This is a genomic window from Desulfobacter vibrioformis DSM 8776 (genome assembly GCF_000745975.1).
Lineage (GTDB): Bacteria > Desulfobacterota > Desulfobacteria > Desulfobacterales > Desulfobacteraceae > Desulfobacter > Desulfobacter vibrioformis.
Genome location: NZ_JQKJ01000017.1, coordinates 1 through 19367, shown reverse-complemented (window position 1 = coordinate 19367; position 19367 = coordinate 1). Strand labels below are relative to the sequence as shown.

At 51.6% G+C, this 19367-nt stretch carries 12 protein-coding genes and 1 pseudogene; 12 read left to right on the top strand and 1 reads right to left on the bottom strand.

The window, feature by feature from the left end; all coding sequences use genetic code 11:
* Positions 1 to 14 precede the first annotated feature (14 nt).
* The 11 genes from glk to Q366_RS11745 all read left to right on the top strand — a co-directional run bounded on the left by glk (position 15) and on the right by Q366_RS11745 (position 16726).
* Positions 15 to 1010, top strand: a complete 996-nt coding sequence (glk, locus tag Q366_RS11795) for a glucokinase (RefSeq protein WP_035239118.1) — start codon at positions 15 to 17, stop codon at positions 1008 to 1010.
* Positions 1011 to 1165: 155 nt separating this feature from the next.
* Positions 1166 to 1726, top strand: a complete 561-nt coding sequence (locus Q366_RS11790; RefSeq protein ID WP_156968166.1) for a SiaB family protein kinase — start codon at positions 1166 to 1168, stop codon at positions 1724 to 1726.
* A 13-nt stretch (positions 1727 to 1739) separates the two neighbouring features.
* Complete coding sequence (locus Q366_RS11785) at positions 1740 to 2129, top strand: DUF1987 domain-containing protein (RefSeq protein WP_035239116.1); 390 nt, start codon at positions 1740 to 1742, stop codon at positions 2127 to 2129.
* The gene (locus Q366_RS20345) at positions 2130 to 4277 is read left to right on the top strand and encodes an ATP-binding protein (protein WP_051958011.1); all 2148 of its coding nucleotides are present in this window, start codon (positions 2130 to 2132) and stop codon (positions 4275 to 4277) included.
* A 24-nt stretch (positions 4278 to 4301) separates the two neighbouring features.
* Positions 4302 to 5351, top strand: a complete 1050-nt coding sequence (locus Q366_RS11775) for a diguanylate cyclase (RefSeq protein WP_084691807.1) — start codon at positions 4302 to 4304, stop codon at positions 5349 to 5351.
* Entirely contained in the window at positions 5305 to 5532 is a 228-nt protein-coding gene (locus tag Q366_RS11770; protein ID WP_035239114.1) for a tautomerase family protein, read from the top strand. Before Q366_RS11775 ends, Q366_RS11770 begins: the two co-directional genes overlap by 47 nt.
* 98 nt (positions 5533 to 5630) lie before the next feature.
* Positions 5631 to 6116, top strand: coding sequence for a hypothetical protein (locus Q366_RS11765; protein ID WP_035239112.1), 486 nt, complete (start codon positions 5631 to 5633; stop codon positions 6114 to 6116).
* Between the two features lie 145 nt (positions 6117 to 6261).
* Positions 6262 to 11535, top strand: coding sequence for an AAA family ATPase (locus Q366_RS11760; protein ID WP_035239109.1), 5274 nt, complete (start codon positions 6262 to 6264; stop codon positions 11533 to 11535).
* A gap of 67 nt (positions 11536 to 11602) precedes the next feature.
* Positions 11603 to 13432: a RiPP maturation radical SAM C-methyltransferase gene (locus Q366_RS11755; RefSeq protein WP_035239107.1), complete on the top strand. Its 1830-nt coding sequence runs from the start codon at positions 11603 to 11605 to the stop codon at positions 13430 to 13432.
* Between the two features lie 28 nt (positions 13433 to 13460).
* Positions 13461 to 15722 (top strand): TOMM precursor leader peptide-binding protein, encoded by a 2262-nt coding sequence (locus Q366_RS11750; protein ID WP_035239106.1) that lies wholly within the window; start codon positions 13461 to 13463, stop codon positions 15720 to 15722.
* A gap of 209 nt (positions 15723 to 15931) precedes the next feature.
* On the top strand, positions 15932 to 16726 hold the full coding sequence (locus tag Q366_RS11745; protein ID WP_035239104.1) for a sulfite exporter TauE/SafE family protein: 795 nt from the start codon (positions 15932 to 15934) through the stop codon (positions 16724 to 16726).
* Positions 16727 to 16844: 118 nt separating this feature from the next.
* Here the strand turns inward: Q366_RS11745 and Q366_RS11740 are convergent, their stop codons facing one another.
* Positions 16845 to 18761 carry an aconitate hydratase gene (locus Q366_RS11740; protein ID WP_035239102.1) on the bottom strand — a complete coding sequence of 639 codons (1917 nt, stop codon included), beginning with the start codon at positions 18759 to 18761 and terminating at the stop codon, positions 16845 to 16847.
* Positions 18762 to 19136: 375 nt separating this feature from the next.
* On the opposite strand from Q366_RS11740, the pseudogene Q366_RS21730 reads away from it, so the two are divergent.
* Positions 19137 to 19367 (top strand): annotated as a pseudogene (locus Q366_RS21730) (IS1 family transposase); the annotation flags it as partial.

The following is a 19367-nucleotide window of genomic DNA, read 5'->3' as shown; positions in this document are numbered from 1 at the left end:
CAGGGGGAAGGCCCATGATTCTTGCAGGGGATATCGGCGGCACAAAGACAGTGCTTGCAATCTATGCCGGGATAACACAAGTGCCGGCAAATCCGGTTCACGAAACCCGCTTTAAAAGTGCCGATTATCAATCTTTTGAAACCATTGTTAAAGAATTTTTAGATCAAACCGGTGCAAAACCGCAAGCCGCCTGTTTCGGGGTGGCAGGCCCGGTAAAAGACCGCCATTCCCGGATCACCAATCTGCCGTGGAAAATCAGTGCGGATGAAATTGAGCGGACCTGCGGCATCCCTAAGGTCTCTTTAATTAATGATTTAAAAGCCATTGCCGTTTCAGTGCCCCACCTGGACAAAGACGGCCTTTTTACCCTGAATCCAGGCAATCCGGAACCCAAAGGGAACCGGGCGGTTATTGCACCGGGTACGGGCCTGGGCATTGCCTTTATGGTCTGGACAGGTGCCCGGTACCATGCCTTTGCCAGCGAAGGGGGGCATACCGCCTTTTCTCCCCGGAATCCCCGGGAAGTTGAACTTCTGGAATTTTTAACCCGGCGCTATGGCCATGTCAGTTTTGAGCGGGTGTGCTCGGGCAGTCAGCTGCCCAATATCTATGAATATTTTCTGGAAAATAAAATCTTTTCCGAGCCTGTCTGGCTAAAGGAAAAACTGGCCGCAACAACGGACAAAACACCGGTGATTGTGGAAACCGCCCTTGAAAACAAGGCTGATATCTGCGAGGCCACACTGGATATATTTATCCGCGCCCTTGGCACGGTCACCGGCAATATGGCTGTGACGCTTCTTCCCACAGGCGGCATCTATCTTGGCGGCGGCATACTGCCGCGCATCCTTAAACGGCTGGCCCGGCCAGATTTTTTAAGCAATATGACCGACAAGGGACGTTTTTTTTCATTGTGCGCCAATATGCCCGTTCATGTAATTCTTGACCCCGATGCAGCGCTGCATGGTGCTGCATGGTATGGTTTTGAAACCCTCGTTACGGTCTTCTAAAGGGTTTGACAGATGACAAAGAAAAAAATAGAGTATGAACTTAAATATTACTAACACAGATAAGGGGTTCCCCCAAAAATATGCAGAGAGCTGTATTTCTTCCAACTTGAACTCGAAGGAGGAATCCATAGTTGAGAATTCCGGAGATGAAAAAAATGATGCCTTATCATAAATCCGCATATGAGTTTCATGAAGAGTTGAAGTCCCAGGGGGTGTTTTTCTTTTTCAACGGCACCCTCTCCCAGAATCTGCTCAAGGATATCATCCGAAACATCCACTGCCGCAAGGAGCTGGAGATTGCCACAAAAACCCAGCTCAACCGGATCATATCCATTGTTATCGAGCTTCTGCAGAATGTGACCTTCTACTCCTCGGAGCCTGCGAAATATTGCGGCAACAAGAACTTCAGCGATATCGGTGACGGAATACTGATGATCGGCCGCAGGGACGATGCTTTTTTCATCTCCTGCGGAAACCCCGTGGAGCGGAGCAAGGTGGACATCATCCGCTCCAAGGTGGAGCGGCTCAGCAGTATGGATCGAAATGAAATCGTTCAGTTCTATCGCGGCCAGCTCAATGAAGTCAGGGACGAGGAGGGCATGGGTGCCGGCCTGGGATTTATCGAAATCGCAAAAAAATCGAGCCGCCCCCTTAATATTACATTTGATCGAGTGGATGAAGACTGTTCCTATTTTTCCATCACAAGCTATGTATGACGGAGAATGATACATGGATGCACCCAATATATCAGCAACGGAAGATACGCCTCTGGTGAAATTCGATTCCGAAGATCGAAGCCTGACCATCAGAGGTAACAGCTTCCCTGAAAACACATTTGTATTCTACAAGCCGATCATCTCATGGCTGGAGGATTATCTCGCAAGTGACCTGCCCGGGGTATTTGTCCTGAATATGGACATCGGCTATTACAACAGCAGTTCCTCGAAGGTATATATGAATATTTTCAACCTCTTGAACAACAAGGGCACCGAGGGTTGCGCCATCGTTGTAAACTGGTACTGCGATAGTGAAGACGAGGATGCCCGCGAAGACGGCGAAGAGTTCCGGATGGGAATGGAATCGATTACCTTTAATATAGTCTCAAAGGATCTCTCCTAAATGATGACAGCATCCCTGTTCAGCCTTGAAGAGAACGTCGTCAGCCATACCGAAATCGTTTTAGCCGATACCGGTCTCTCCTGCGAACGCCTCAGAGAGGAGTACAGCCGGCTGGCCGCTAATTTCAAACAGCTTCTTAACGAGCATAAGCGCCTGATCCGCCTGAACGACAGGCAGCAGAATCAGATGAACCGTCTCAATCACGATCTCAAGCACGCCAAGGAGGCGGCGGAGGCGGCCACAAAGGCCAAGAGCGACTTTCTGGCCAACATGAGCCATGAAATCAGAACGCCCATGAACGCCGTCATAGGCCTTTGCCTCCTGATCTTAAAAACCGATCTTTCCCCCAAACAGCATGACTATATCAACAAAATCAGCGCATCGGCCCACACCCTTCTGGGCACCATCAATGAGATCCTGGACTTCTCCAAGATCGAAGCCGGCAAACTCGACTTCGAAGATACACAGTTTTCCCTTGTCGACCTTTTGAAAAACCTGCCGGATCTTTTTTATTCGAAATGTTCCGAAAAAAAGATCCGGCTGAGCATCGATATAGACAAGCAGATCCCCTGTTGTCTTGTGGGCGACCCCCTGCGGCTGCACCAGGTTCTCGTAAACCTGACTACCAATGCCGTGAAGTTCACCCTTCAGGGACATATCCATGTCCAGGCCCTGTGTGTGAAAAAGGGAGAGGACCGAATTCGTCTCAGGTTTGAGGTAAAAGACACCGGCATCGGCATGACAAAGGCGCAGCAAGAGCTGGTATTCTCACCCTTTACCCAGGCCGATTCATCCACGTCCCGCAAGTTCGGCGGTACCGGCCTGGGCCTTACGATCTGCAAACGTATCGTGGAGATGATGAAGGGCCGGATTGGGGTGTTCAGCTCCCCTGGAGAGGGCAGCACCTTCTGGTTCGAAGTCGAGTTCGGCACAGCCTGCCAAGCCCCTGCGGATCCATGCGTGCCGTCGGAAAAGGCAAATTTCCTTAAGGCCGGAGGGCCGGATATCATTCCGGAGTCCCCCTCCCTTGAAGGCGCCGAGGTTCTCCTGGTGGACGACAACGAAATCAATCTTCAGGTGAACAGAGAGATCATGGAATGGGGCGGAATACGGGTGACCACGGCTTCCACGGGAATGGAGGCCCTCCTCAAATTCACCGAAACCCTGAAGGGCCCAAGGCCTTTTGAGGCCGTTTTCCTGGATATTCAGATGCCGGACATGAACGGCTATGAGTTGACCCGGAAGATCAGAAAACTTGAAATGCATGCCGGGAATAACATCGCGAAAGCCGATAACGTGCCTGTTCCCATCATCGCCCTCACATCCCATGCAACAAAAGGATGCCGTGAAAAATGCATCCAGGCAGGGATGAACGATTATGTGACCAAGCCCGTCGAGGTGGCCCTTCTGTTCAATACCCTTTTAAGATGGATTGATCCCGACACCCTGCCCCTCCCACCCGGGACCAAAGGCGCCCCCTCCCGCCCCCGGGAAGCGGCCCCCCCCCTGAAGGACAATAATTTTCCGGTTCACCTGCCCGGCCTGGATATATCGAGAAGCCTGCCCCGTCTCAGGGGATCCACGGATCTGTACTTGAAACTTAGCACCTTGTTTCTTGAAAATTTCGGTGATTTAAAACAGGAGCTGCAGCAGGGATTTGAAAAGGAGGATCTAGGAAAAATCGAGTATCGACTCCATGCCCTCAAGGGGGCTGCCGGAAATATCGGAGCCGTACACCTGTTTGCGGGAGCAGATGAGTTGGAAACGATCATCAAAGAGAAACGCAACAAGGAACTGGCCCCTGCCCTGAAATGTTTCAACCGGTGTATAGACGAGGTGACGGCATCCTTAAGGTTCCTCGTGGGCGCCATAGGGAAAGGCGCTCCGGCCGTTCACCAACCTGCTGAAGAAGAATGGAAAAAGGTGGACATCGGCGTCGCGGGCTCGCTGATCAAGGAGATCATCGAACTTCTGGAGGAAGATTTCGATGAGGTGGAAAAGCGGATCAGCAAACTCAAAACAGCCCTTGGGCCCTGTGGCGAAAGCCGGCAGTATACCGTTATTCTTCAGAGCATCGACAATTTCGAGATGGATGCAGCCCTGGTCGGCCTTACAAAACTTTCTGAAAAACTGGACATCAGGCTATAGATATCATGGAGCGCGAAGGCCCTTATGAAAACTGAAAAAATACTGATCGTGGATGATCTCAAGGAGAACCTCTTTGTCTTAAAAGAGGCCCTCAAAAGCCGGTACAAAGTCGTTACCGCACTCAGCGGTGAGAAAGCCCTGGCCATTGCCGGGAGCGAAAATCCGCCGGCCCTGATACTGCTGGATATCATGATGCCGGATATGGATGGGTATGAAGTCTGCAAAAAACTCAAGGCCTCGCCAAGGACCTGGAACATTCCGATCATATTTGTAACGGCGGTCAAGGAACCCGTTGATGAAGCCAGGGCTTTCAGCCTCGGCGCCGTCGACTATATCACCAAGCCCTTCAATCCGCTCATCGTGCAGGTGAGGGTGGAAAATCACCTGAGGCTAAGGAGAAAGAGCGAACTGCTCGAACAGCTGGCAATGGTCGACGGGCTCACGGAGATTCACAACCGCAGATTTTTCGATGATGCCCTGGCCAATGAGTGGTTTCGTGCAAAAAGGGGCGGCCACGCCCTTTCCCTCCTGTTGCTGGATATCGACCTGTTCAAACTCGTAAACGACCATTACGGACATGCCGTGGGTGACGACTGCCTTAGAAAGATTGCCCGAACCCTCGCAGACTCCCTGTGCAGGGCAAGCGACCAACTATGCCGGTTCGGCGGCGAGGAGTTCGCGGTGATCCTGCCCGAAACGGAAACGGAACGTGCTTTGGAAACCGCGGAAAGACTTCGAAGCAGGGTCGTGGCCCTTAACTATCCCCATGCATACTCTCATGTGGCGGACTGTGTTACCGTGAGTATCGGCGTGGCCACTTTGTTCCCGGAAGGAAGTAATTCAAAAGAAGACCTTATTGCCATTGCCGACGCAAGCCTGTATAAAGCAAAAGCTGCGGGGCGCAACCGGGTGATCGCTTCCCTGCCCGGCAAAGGTCAGGCCGGCACATACTTACGGACACCTGAGCGGGTGCATTCGGATTGCCGCCGGATTTGTTTTAAAAAAGTTTACCCCAAGGAGAGTTCAAATGCCATTTATCAACATCAAGTTACTCGAAGGCACCCTGACGGATGAGGAAAAAGAAGAGGTCATCAGGCGCGTTTCCGAAGTCGTTGCAGAGGTCAGAGCGCGGCCCCTTCCCATGGAAATGGTTTTGCCCCATACGACCTGCATTATCGAAGAAGTTCCCCTGGGCCAGTGGGGAATCGGCGGCAAGGTGGTTCCCAAATCGGCCTTGTCGAAAAAAACCGAATAAAACATACTGAGTATTGATCCGAACCATAGTGGCTAATAACAGATGGACAAGAGTTGATTACCGATGGACATTTACGAACAACTTAAGAGGAGATTATTATGAGTGCAGAAGAGATCACGGTAAAAAAATCCCATAAGATTGATCAGGAAATAAGAGATATCTGCATCAACTATATGGAGCTTATGTTGGCCTGCGGCAGGGATGAAAAAAAACGCGACAGCTTTTTCGAGGATCCACGTCCCTATTTGAAGGGTATCGGTATGGTGATACCTGAAAAGATTTTCATCCATCTTAAGGTCGGGCAGAGTTTTCCTGCTCTCTACCTCAAGACGCCGGAGGGAAAGATTGCGATCTATGAGGGCAAACTATGCCTTAAGGTTGTCGAGGAGATGAGGGACTATACGAAACATATGGAAAAGGTCGTATTGAAAGAGCCGGGCGAAATTGATGTCAATATCCACGCATCATTGAATGACCCCGACGTACAGGGCGTTGTCGTGATGCCGTTTTTTGATCTCTATACCGATATCCTCGGAGAGGTTAAATTCCAGGATGGTGCGGAGATTATCCTGACAAGCTGTTAGTTCAGGTTATCACGACAAGGTCGTTAAAGTGAGTCATAAAGTCTCTAACCGGGGATCATTGAACTATCTAAACTCTCCTTTTAGGGGCTTTTTCTTTTAGTTATTTTGAGGTGTAAATCCTCTTGCGGGAAGATAAGGGCCACATATGTACATTGCCGATTATAAGATAATGCAAACGCTGTATCACGATCAGAAGTATATCGTTTACCGCGCCCGGCATAAAGAAACCGCTTCGTCCCGCATCTTGAAAGTACTGAAGAAAAAATCAGCATTGCACCTTAAATACCTGCACGGCCTTCAGAACGAATATGAGCTGCTTTGCCGGATTACCTCCGACTATGTGGTCAAACCAATTGATTTGATTACAACCGGCGATTTCAGCATCCTTGTACTGGAAGATATCGACGGGCACACCCTGAAGGAGGAGATTCAAAGCGCCCCCCTCTCCCTTGCCGGGTTCCAGGTCATTTCAGGGCAACTCATGGAGGCCATTTCAGCCGTTCACCAGCAGGATATCATTCACCGGGATATCAATCCCAACAATATCATATGGAATCCAGCCAGTGGCAAAATCAACCTGATCGATTTTGATATCGCCACAAAGTTCAACCAAAAAATTTCATACAACGGTAATCCCGATTCCCTGGAAGGCACATTGTCCTATATTTCGCCGGAGCAGACCGGAAGGGTAAACCGCCGTGTGGACCATCGGTCGGACCTCTATTCCCTTGGAATCACCTTTTATGAAATGCTCACCGGCGTTCCTGTTTTCGAATATGAAAATCCCCTTGAAATCGTTTATGCCCACCTGGCCCGCTCCCCCTTGCCGCCCCATGAATTAAACACAACGCTACCGAACACCCTTTCTTGCATCATACTTAAATTGATAGAAAAAAATCCAAGGAAACGCTATCAATCCGTTCAGGGCCTGCAATATGATCTTTTCAGGGCCTTCGAAAACCTCAAGGCAACGTTCACCCTCGGAGAAAAGGATTACACGGGGAAACTTCAGGTTACGGAGACGTTGTACGGCCGGGTTGATGAGCGTTCATCCCTCTTGGCAGCATACCACAGGCTTGGGCAAAAAAAGAGGGAGGTGGTTCTGGTTGCCGGTCTTCCCGGAACCGGAAAAACATCCCTTGTAAGCGAACTGCATAAACCCATAACCCGGGATCAGGGATATTTCCTCAGCGGGAAATTCGATCAGCTGCAGCGATCGGTTCCCTACTCGGCTTTGGGCCTGGCGCTCGGCCAGTTCTGCGATCTGCTCTTGAGCGAGCCCCAGGACGTGCTGGATCAATGGAGGCAGCGTATTCTAAATGCCGTGAATCCGCTGGGAAAGCTGTTGACGGATATTGTTCCCAACCTCGTGGAGATCATCGGCAAACAACCCGACATCCCTGAAATCGGCGGCGACCAGGCGATGGGGCGTTTTAACCATGTGTTTTCCTCTTTTTTAAAAGCCGTTGCAACCGAAGAGAAACCTGTTGTCCTGTTTATAGACGACCTGCAATGGGCCGACCTTGAATCCCTCTCCGTGTTGAGTCTGATCAGTGAAGACATTGAAAATTCATATCTCCTCGTTGTCGGCGCATACAGGGATAACGAAATCACCACCGGCCACCCCTTCCTGTCCTTCATCCAAAGGCTTGCTGAGAACGATGTTCAAGTCACCACCATTAATATCGGCAATCTCACGCCAGCCGATGTTAAAGAATGGCTTGCCCACACGTTGCGGTCCGATACGGATCCTGCGGCCACCGAAGATCTGGCTGACCTCATCTTTCAAAAAACCGGGGGTAATGCGTTCTTTTTCAATCAGTTTTTGAAGAATCTCCACGCAAGGGGGCTCCTGGGCTTTGATTTCAAATATCGAAGGTGGTCATGGGATACAGCCGAAATAAGGGCTTTGAACATAACGGACAATGTTGTGAACCTGCTGGTGCAGAAAATAGAACTGCTATCAGATGAAATTCAGGGCATTTTAAGGCTGGCCGCATGTATCGGCGAGGCCTTCGAACTTTCTACCCTGTCCGTTATTTCAGGTCGATCAACAGGAGCACTGACCCTGCTGCTTGAAACCGCCTTAATTCAAGAACTGATCCAGGCGGAAGGAGAAACCCGGTACAAATTTATTCATGATCGCGTTCAACAAGCCGTTTACACCATGATAGATCTTTCGACCCGACAGAAACTGCATCTTTCCATCGGCCGCCTGCTGTTAAATTCCATGGCGCTGCCGGACCGATTCCATGAGATAAAAGAGGTCGGAAATGTTCTTTTCAAGGTCGTCAACCATCTCAATATGGGCATGGACTGGATCTGCGATAGTGATGAGAAACTGATCCTTGTAAGATTGAACCTCTCTGCAGGTAAAAAGGCAAAACTCTCTGCAGCCTTCAAGATCAGTAGGGATTATATCAGGACGGCCCTTGCGCTTCTCCCTGAAAACCACTGGCAAAATCATTATGATCTGACCCGGGAAATATATGATCAAGCCATTCAATGTTATTTTCTGTCCCGGGATACCGAGCAGCTTGAAGCCCATATCGACACCGTCTTATCATCGGCAGTTTCAGTGTCCCACCGCTGCGTTGCCCATGAATACCGCATTATGAACCTTATCGCGCAAAATCAGCATCTTTCAGCTGCGGAAAAGATCCTGGAGATATTCACATCCCTGGGCGTTTCCATTCCAACCGACCCGGAACCTTCCCATATCGGCAGGGAAATCAACCGTACGCAAACCCTGATAGAACGTTATGGTATGGATAATATCATCAATCTGCCGCCGATGGACGACCCGGAAACAAGGCTGATCCTGCGCCTTTATTATACGGGCGCAACAGCCTTCATGTTTTCCAGGTACCAGAACATACTGCCGCTTTTGACCTCAAGGATGACGGCGTTGATCCTTGAGAACGGACTCTGTCCGGAAACGCCTTATGTGCTTTGCCTCTACGGCACCGTACGAATCGTTGCGGGTGATATTTCCGGGGCATATAAGATCGGAAATATCGCGCGTGAGCTGATCGAAAACAGGTTATGCGACGATGCCATGAGCGTGAGATCCATCACCCCCTTTTACCTTTATATAGCTGGAAACCGGCAGCATTACAGGGAGGTATCGCAAAGCCTGATCGACCTTCACCCCTTTGCGCTCAATGCCGGCGATTATGTTTACGGCGGCTATATCATCGCCCACTACATGGCGTTTCTGGCACGCAGCGGCACCCCGCTCTCCGTCTGGCATGAAAAACTCATCTTCATACGCCCACATCTCTCCCTTCAGAAGGAGAGAATTATGCTTGCGCTCTTTGCCTCCGATATACACCTGAATGCCGAACTGACCGGCCAGGTGCTCCCTTCGGAGATCATCGAACTGGATTTTGAAAAGATATCCAGCGGTCTGCCCCCCGATGCCCTGAGGCTATGCAGGATGTGCGAGTATCTGATGAGGGTAAAATCCGCAGTCATCTTTGATCGCAACGACCGACTGTCTTCCGATGTCGCGATTTTCGAAGAAAACTGGAGCCGGATCCGGGCACGCCTGACATACATCACCAGCGATTACTACCTCTATTTCACCCTGGCCTATCTGCACCTTTACACCGTAACAGAGGATGAAAAAGAGAAAGCATCCTTCCTTACAAAGGCTGCGGCAGGCTTGAAAGTGATGAAAAACTGGGCAATCATCGGCCCTACCAATTTCTCCCATAAATACCATCTGCTGCAAGCTGAAATGCACCGCATACAGGGAGATTTTTGCCAGGCCGGGGAGCATTACGACAGGGCAATCGAAAAAGCAATTGAAAACGCGTATATAAACGAAGCTGCCATTGCAAACGAACTTGCGGCCAGATTCTACATGCACAACGGGCGCGACAGGATCGCCTCCCTGTATTTCAGCGAGGCCAGGGCATGTTATCAGCAATGGGGAGCCGCTGCAAAGGTGTCCCACCTCGACACCAATTATCCCAAGTATACGGGCCATTCATCATATCCGGGTCAGACCGACATGAACTTCACGACGGGACCCGTGGCCGAAACGAGCGCAGGCCACCTGGATATCGCCACCATTTTAAAGGCATCCCAGACCCTTTCCAGAGAGGTACAGTTGCCGCAGCTTCTGGACAGGATGCTCAGAATCCTGATGGAAAACGCAGGGGCCCGGACAGTTGTCCTGATTCGGAATCAGGACGGTCGTCTGCTCATCCAGGGAGAAGGGCGCCTGGAGACCGGAACAGATGTGCTCCAGGCACTGCCCGTTGACGATTCCCGGAACATCCCCCTTGCCGTGATCCATTTCGTGGCCCGTACCCGGGAGACCCTGGTATTTGAAAACCTCTCCCGGAGCCCCGAATACGGTTCAGGTGAGTATATCACCCGACATCAGCCGAAGTCCGCCGTCTGTTTTCCCATCATCAAGCAAACGGAACTTACCGGTATGGTTTACCTTGAAAACAACCTGATCGAAGGGGCCTTCACGCCGTCACGCCTGGAGGTGCTCAGCATGCTTTCCACCCAGATTGCCATCTCCATGGAGAATGCCGAACTCTATGAAGACCTGGAGGAAAAGGTTCGGCAGCGAACCCACGACCTTCAGAAGGTGCACGAAGAACTCGAGGAGAGCCACAGGAAACTTGCTAAAAACCACAAGAAGGTCACCGACAGCGTCACACAGGCCGTGCGCATCCAGGACGCGGCTCTGCCTGACGATGGGACCATTGCAAAGCTTCTGCCGAACCATTTTATTTTTTTCCGTCCCTGTGCAACGGTCAGCGGGGATTTCTACTGGATTCGGAAAATCGAAGACAAGATCATCACGGCGGTTGCAGACTGTACGGGACACGGCGTCCCCGGTGCCCTGGTCAGCATGCTGGGCATCGCTTTTCTCAATGATATCGTACCGAGGATGGCTGAACAGAAAAGGCTCTTTCCCGACCAGATCCTGGGAGAGCTCAGGACAAAGATAAAAACCGCCTTCAAGCAGCACGGTGATCCCGCCGAGCAGCAGGAGGGAATGGATATGGGGCTTTGCACCATTGATCTCAAAGCCCGCAGGATCCGGTTCTCAGGAGCCCATCATCCCCTGTTGATGATCAGGGACGGCAAGCTCCTTGAGTTCAAGGGCGACAGGATGCCCATTGCCGTTCACCACAGGGAGAAGCCTTTCACGGCCCATGACATTTCATTCGAAGAAGGCGATATGCTCTATCTGTTTTCAGACGGTTTCATCGATCAGATCGGCGAGACATCCGGAAAAAAGTTCATGAAGGGACATTTTAAAAAACTGCTCCTGGATATCTCCGGGACCCCCCTGCATCAACAGAAAGAAACATTATACACCCGCTTTAAAGAGTGGAAGGGCAACTTTCCGCAGGTCGACGACATCCTGATTCTTGGATTCCGGCTTTGAACGAATCGGCCGGCATCCCATGACCAGCCATATTTAAACACCATGAGTAAATAACGAGTTTTATGCCATGACCCAAAACCAAGATAAAAATATAGCCGGCAGAATCAATTCGGCCCTGTCCGGCGGTGACGTCCTTTTTATCGTTCCGCCGTTTTCCAGATCCTGTCTGGGCGCCATGCTGGACCCCCATCTCCTTGAGGCCATCTCCATCGACAGCGGGCTTGGGGCCGAAGTCCTCTATTTGAACGTTCTACTCGCCTCCATGATCGGCATTGATAGATTTGAAAAAACCGGTAACGCACCCAGATCCTGGATGGTAGGGGAACGGCTGTTTGCCCGGGCCGCTCATGCGCTACCCCAGCTGGGTATACCCCAGGAGGAACGCTTTGCCCTGGGGGAAAACAAAAAAACTTCTCCGGCGCCCCACCCGGTAGATCCTCAATTCGATCCCCTGCCCTGGCTTGATCTGGAAGAGACCTGCTTCTCATTTGCGGACCAGGTGGCGCCTGTTGTGGCGGCAAGGGGATACAAGATCATCTGGCTCAATATCGGCTGGGAACAGATCAACTGCGCCCTTGCCCTTATCGACAGGATAAAGTCAGCCGCACCCGATACCCTTTTCATGATAGGGGGGCTGAACTGCGAAGCTGCCATGGCAAGGGGCATTGCGGCGATGAACAATAATGTGGATTATATATTCGAAGGAGAAATCGAGGCGGCATATGCACAGTTCCTAAAAGGATATACCCAAGGAAAGCGCCCTGACCATCGCATCCTCAGGGGAGGCCCCGTAAAGGATATGGACCTGTTACCCCTGCCCGATTATGCCGCCTATTTTCATCAGGCAGACCTTTTTCTGGGAGACAATCGCCCGGAAAAACTGGCCCTGGCCTATGAAACCAGCAGGGGATGCTGGAAAGGGCAGAAGCAGCGATGCGCGTTCTGCGGCCTGAGTTGCGATGAACGGATCCAATACCGCTTCAAGAGCCCTGCAAAGGTCCGCTCCGAACTCGCTGTGATCAGCAAAAAATATAAAAATATCATCGTGTTCATGACAGATCACACCCCGCCCTCCTCCTACTACCGGGAACTGTTTCCCACGCTTAGGCTTCCGGACGGTTTTTCCATGCGCTATCAGCTGGTGGCCGCACTGACCCTCAAGGATCTGATTCACCTTAAGAAAGCGTCTGTCAACCGCATACAGCCCGGTATCGAGGCATTGACCACCCCGCTCTTGAACGCCATCCACAAGGGGGTAAAGGCCCACCAGAATCTGGCTCTGCTTCGAAATGCCATGTCCACGAATATCTTTGTCTACTGGTATCTGCTCTGGGGACTGCCGGGAGACCGGCCCGAGGATTATGAGAAGACCATTGAGCTCATTCCCCTGCTGCGGCATCTGCAGCCGCCCGAACTCCTGGCCCACGTACGTTTTGAAAAATTCGGGCTCTATGTGGAGCGCCCGGAGGATTACGGAATCACGAACCTGCAACCGGAAAAGGCCTATGCAGCGATCTTTCCTGAACATGCCGGCCGGGAGAAACTGGCATTCCGTTATACCGGTGATTACCCCTGCGGCTCCCATGATCGGCCAGACATAATCCAAAGGCTTGAAGAGGAGGTTCGTACCTGGAAGGATTCCTGGAGAACGGCCAGCCTGGTCATGGTCCTGTTCTGGGATCAATATGTGATCCATGACACCCGGTTCGCCGGCCAATCCCATAAAACATATTCCATGGACCGCGACCAGGCCAAAGAGGTGATGCGCCATTGCCGGTATACGGGTTCCCGCCCGCAGGAGTGGGCCCTGGAACATAAACTGGCCGTTATTGCCGACGCCCATTACGTGCCCCTGGTAACCGCCTCTCCGGAACTGCTGCTGGAGCTGGAAGCTTAGAATCAAAAAATGCTGGGAAAACGAAATTATGATAAAGAATCCGAGACTCACATACTGTTACCATGCGGAATTTATAGGCAACGACAATGTACTCCTGTCCAGTGAAAAGAACAATGTACTGCTGACCGAAAGATCCTGCTGCCTTGTGCTCTCCGCCATAACCGAAAACGATCTCTCCCTCGACGACCTGCTTGCCCGTCTCGACGGGGAGATGTCCTACACGGAAACGCTGTATACGGTGGTCAAACTTTCCCAGGCAGGTTACATCACCGAGGCTGAATCCACCCTTTCTCCCGAGGAACTGGCGTTCTGGAGTGGCCTTGGCATGGACCCAGGAAGGCTGGCTGCGTTACTTAGGAATAAAACCGTATCCATCGTTTCCACGGATACGGACAGCCCTGCCGAGCTGATCCATGCCCTTTCACAGGCCGGACTCAAGGTTCAGGAGAACGCAGATCTTACGGTCGTCATTACCGGCGACTACGAAGATCCCATGATCCGGCAGATCAATCTCGATGCCCTCAGGAGCGGGAAACCCTGGATGCTGCTCAAGACAAACGGCATCGAGCCGTGGCTGGGCCCGCTCTTTATCCCGGGCAAAACCGCCTGCTGGGAATGCCTGGCCAACCGGCTGAGCTATAACCGCCAGATCAACACCTTCTTCAAGGCCCACACCGGGACCGGCCGGAACCTGCGCATCCCTTCCGCCGGAACCCCCCTGTCCCGGCAAACGGCTGCGGGTCTTGCGGTTCAGGAGATCGTAAAATGGCTCTATTCCGGTACAAACAACCGGCTGGAAGGAACGATCATCACCCTTTCGAACATGCCCCTTGATATGCAGTTCCACCGCCTGGTCCGGCGCCCCCAGTGTCCGGCCTGCGGAACAAAGGACTACAGGATCGCCCCAAGACCGGTTACATTAAAAAAGAACCGGGCCTGTTCCGCCAGCCTTGCAGGCGGTTACCGGGAGGCCTCCCCGGAGGCAACATTCAAAAAATACCGTCATCATATCAGCACCATCACCGGCGTCGTGCAGAAGCTCACTCCCTACCACGCCATAGCAAACGCCCCCATGCACAACTTCTCCTCGGGCCACAACATGGCATTCAGGAGCAAATCCATGCACTGGCTCAACAACCATGTGAGAAGCGGTTGCGGCGGCAAGGGTGCCAGCAGATCCCAGGCAAAGGCAGGGGCCCTGTGCGAAGCCATCGAACGTTACAGCCTGACCTGGCACGGAGACGAACCCCGCATAAAGAGCAGCCTTACAGACCTGGGGGAACAGGGAATACACCCCAATGACTGCATGAACTTCAGCCAAAAGCAGTTTCAGGACCGGGAGGCCCTCAACCGTGAATGCTCCAGGTTTTACGCATTGATTCCCGTTCCCTTCGACGAAACAGAGGAGATGCACTGGACACCGGTCTGGTCCATGGGCCTCGGGGAATTTTGCTACCTGCCCTCCTGTTTCTGTTATGCCCAGTATCCGGTGGAAGATGAACAAAAGGCATACGCATACCCGGACAGCAACGGATGCGCCGCCGGAAACTCTGTTGCGGAGGCGGCCCTGCAGGGGTTTCTGGAGCTGGTGGAAAGGGACAGCGTGGCCCTGTGGTGGTACAATCGCCTGGAAAAACCTTGGGTGGACCTTACAAGTTTCAATCAACCCTATTTCCAAACACTTTCAGCATATTACAGATCCATCAAGCGCAGTCTTACGGTCCTTGACCTCACAAGCGACCTGGGCATACCCGCCTTTGGGGCGATCTCACACCGGCTGAATAACGAGCGGGAGGATATTGTCTTCGGGTTCGGCGCCCATGTGGATGCGACCATCGCTGTTGAGCGCGCCCTGGTAGAACTTAACCAAATCCTGCCCATCGTGCATCCGCCAAAGGAAAAGGGGGGTTCCCCCCAATATCTTACCGGGGACAAAAACTTTCTCTCCTGGCTCGATTCCGCCACCATGGAAAACCAGCCCTACCTCTCCCCGGGAAGGTCGTTGCCCCCTAAAACACTTTCGGACTACAAGACGCTCTGTGAACCCGGCGTTGAGGAGAGCCTGAACTTGTGCATCCTCCGGGCGGCTGAAAAGGGCATGGACACCCTGATTCTCGATATGACAAGGCCGGACGTCGGACTCAACGTGGTCAAGGTCATGGTTCCGGGACTCCGCCATTTCTGGAGACGCCTGGCGCCGGGAAGACTCTACGACGCTCCGGTGGGCGCCGGCCTGCTGGATCGCCCCCTTGAAGAGCACGAACTGAACCCGGTGGGACTGTTTATCTGATCACCACAAAAATCATGTGCGTGTAACTTTTTTCAATAATAGTGGCGCGGGATTTCAGTGCTGATCGCTTAAAATGGCATCAGGGCGGGGGGAGTGAACGGTTACGCACCGGGAACTATTCATTGCTTTTTACCCTGATTTTATATATTGGTCATTTTTGTGTAATTTGTGCAAGTTGTGCAATTGATTACGGAGAAAGGACTGAACAGATGATTTATGTAGCGTTGTATCTGGCGGTGGGCGGTGTGGCCGGTGTGCTGGCCGGGCTTCTGGGCATTGGCGGCGGGCTTGTGATTGTTCCCATGCTCACTTCGATTTTTACCCACCAGAATGTGGCCCATGAAGTTATTGTTCACATGGCCCTGGGCACGTCGTTGGCCAGTATTTTGTTTACCTCGGTTTCCAGTATGCGTTCCCACCATAAACGTAAGGCTGTGGTCTGGCCCGTGGTATTCAGGATCACTCCGGGTATCCTGGTGGGGACGTTTACAGGAACCTGGATTGCCTCCATGCTTTCCACCAATTTTCTTAAATGTTTTTTCGGCATCTTTTTATACTATGTGGCCACCCAGATGCTCATGGGGATGAAACCCAAACCCACCCGGGACATCCCCGGCACCGCAGGCATCTTTGCGGCAGGCAGCATCATCGGCGTATTTTCAAGTCTTGTGGGCATTGGCGGCGGTACCCTGGCCGTGCCGTTTCTGACCTGGTGCAATACCAAGATTCACAAAGCCATCGGCACCTCATCGGCCATCGGGTTTCCCATTGCCGCAGCCGGTTTCTTAGGGTATGTGATCAACGGGCTTGGTACCCCGAACCTGCCGCCCATGTCCCTGGGGTTTGTCAACCTCGTTGCTCTGGCTGGCATTGTGGCTGCCTCGGTGCTCACGGCACCCATTGGGGTGAAACTTGCCCACAACCTGCCCGTTGACAAGCTCAAACGTGTTTTTGCCGTGCTGCTGTATTTGGTGGGCACAAGGATGCTGATCTCTGTGTTTTAAAACGAAAAAGGGGATAATCTGCTGATTATCCCCTTTTTTCTTAACCGATATTCTATGTATTGTATGCCGGGGAATGAATCGTTTCCCCGGCATAGAGTACTCTTTAATTATACAGCGGTTATCCCTTGAAGGTTGCTTTGAACTGAGCCAGAGCACCACCCAATTTCAAGGTGGGGATCACGTCTGTGTCAAAAGCACGTTCCAGCGGAAGTTTTTCTCCATTGACTTCAAGGAACAGATCGCCGGCCAGGTCAGTGGCATCAAAAGATACCGTGTCGCCCTGGGTGATCTTGTCGTAGTCAGCCGGGTTCTTAAAGGTCATGGGAACGATACCGAAGTTAACCAGGTTGGCCACATGGATACGGGCAAAAGATTTCACGATAACCGCACGGATACCAAGCCATCTTGGGCAAAGGGCCGCATGTTCACGGGAACTTCCCTGACCGTAGTTTTCAGCACCAACGATGATGCCTTCTCCGCCGGCGTCTCTGTGAGCCACAGCGCGTTTGGCAAAGGTGTTGTCAACCTGGTTGTAAGTTGCCTGCATTGCATACTCTTTAACATTGGAGCGCAGGGGCAGGAATACACCGGCAGGCTGGATGTCGTCAGTACTGATGTTGTCGCCAAGTTTCAGCAGAACTTCGCCTTTCACAACGTCGGGTAGAGGCGTGAATTCAGGCAGAGCCATGATGTTAGGTCCGCGGACAACGCCTTCGGACTTATCGGCTTTATCCGGCATGATGAAAGAGTCGGTGTCGATAACAGGCGGGATGACGTTAATGGCAATGTCTTTTGCTTCCGGTACGGTGATAACACCTGTCAGGGCACTGGCTGCTGCAACAAGCGGGCTGATCAAATGACACTGGGCATCGTCTGTACCTGAACGTTTGGGGAAGTTCCGGTTGAACGTTCTCAGCGTGATGCCTTCACTTGGGGGGGAACCGCCCTGGCCGATACAGGCGCCGCAACCGTTTTCCATGATTCTGACACCGGAATTGAACATCATTTTTATGTAACCTGCGTCGGCAAGCTGCATGGCAACGGATCTGGAGCCGGGATAAAGCAGGGTGTCAACTTTGACACGTTTGCCTTTAAGGGCTTCCGCAAAGGTGGCGATGTTTTCAAAGGAGCTGTTGGTACAGGAACCGATACAAACCTGATGAATTTTAGTTCCGGCATGATCTTTAACTTTTTCAACATTACCCGGGGAGGGGTAGATGGCGATCAGCGGTTCGATTTCAGACAGGTTAATGTTAATTTCTGCATCATAGGTCGCGCCTTCATCAGCAGACAGTTCGGTGTAATCACCACCGCGGCCGCGGCTTTCCAGGAAGGCCTTGGTGTTTTCATCACTTGGGAAGATAGAGGTGGTGGCACCCATTTCAGCACCCATGTTGGTGATGGTGGCCCGTTCTGTCAGAGACAGGGTTTTAACGCCGGGACCTGCATACTCAAAGATAATACCCTTGCCACCTTTTACAGATACAATTTCCAGCATCTTCAGGATGACATCCATGGCCATACAGTTTTTGGCCAGCTTACCGGTCAGGTTAACCCGGGTCACCTTGGGCATGGGCATGGTGTACATACCTGTAGCCATGGCCAGAGCAACGTCATATCCGCCGGCACCCATGAAGATCGCACCTGCGCCACCCGCGTTTACGGTATGGCTGTCAGCACCAACACCCGTCATGCCGGGTTTAACAAAGTTTTCCATATTGGTGAAATGACAGATACCGGTTCCCGGCGGTGAAAAGATGATGCCAAGTTTTGCGGCAACCGTTCTCAGGTATTGATGGTCATCCGGGTTTCTGAAACCGGATTGAAGCATACTGTGGTCAACAAAGTTTACAGCAAGGGGCTTTACCTTATCGATGCCCATGGCTTCCAGTTGAAGCATGCACATGGTGCCGGTAGCGTCCTGTGTGAAAGCCTCATCGATCTTGATCTTGATCAATTCCCCGGGTGCTGGCAATTCAGCCGGCTCAACCAGGTGATCCTTGAGGATCTTATGTGTTAAACCTAAAGCGCTCATTTTACCTCTCTTTGTTTATGGTTATGATTAATGCCTCAATCCAAACGGGATTTTCCGAAAGCGTTGAAACATGCTTTCATCCCTCTTAAGCCGAGGACTTAAATCTTTGTCTCCGGTAGTACGATTGTGTGAGCTGCAAGTTCGCCGCACATAGTTTTAGGATAGGAAGACGCTTTTTGTCAAGAAAAGTATTAAGGATAATTAAATTTACCCTGTCCGGCCTGTCATCAACATCTTGAAAAAACCTGTCCCGGTATGATAATTTATTGGGTTACAACGATATGGGTGCTCACCCGGTAATACTTTGAAAAAGAAAAAATGCTAATTATCCTATCAGTTTGGATATATATACCGAATTGATTGGAGGATTGACCCATGCGAAAACCCAAGGACTGGGGCCAGCCATGCCCAAACCCGGAATGTTCCCATTATCGGCTGATGAACCGAGGTAACATTAGCGCCATTTCGACCTATATGACCCAGAACGGAAAACGACGTATCTTTTATTGCAACAAATGTGATCACTGCTTTGCTGAGACACGTGATACCGTTTTCTTTGACCTGCGGACCCCGGAAGACAAGGTGATGATGGCTCTAAAGATGCTC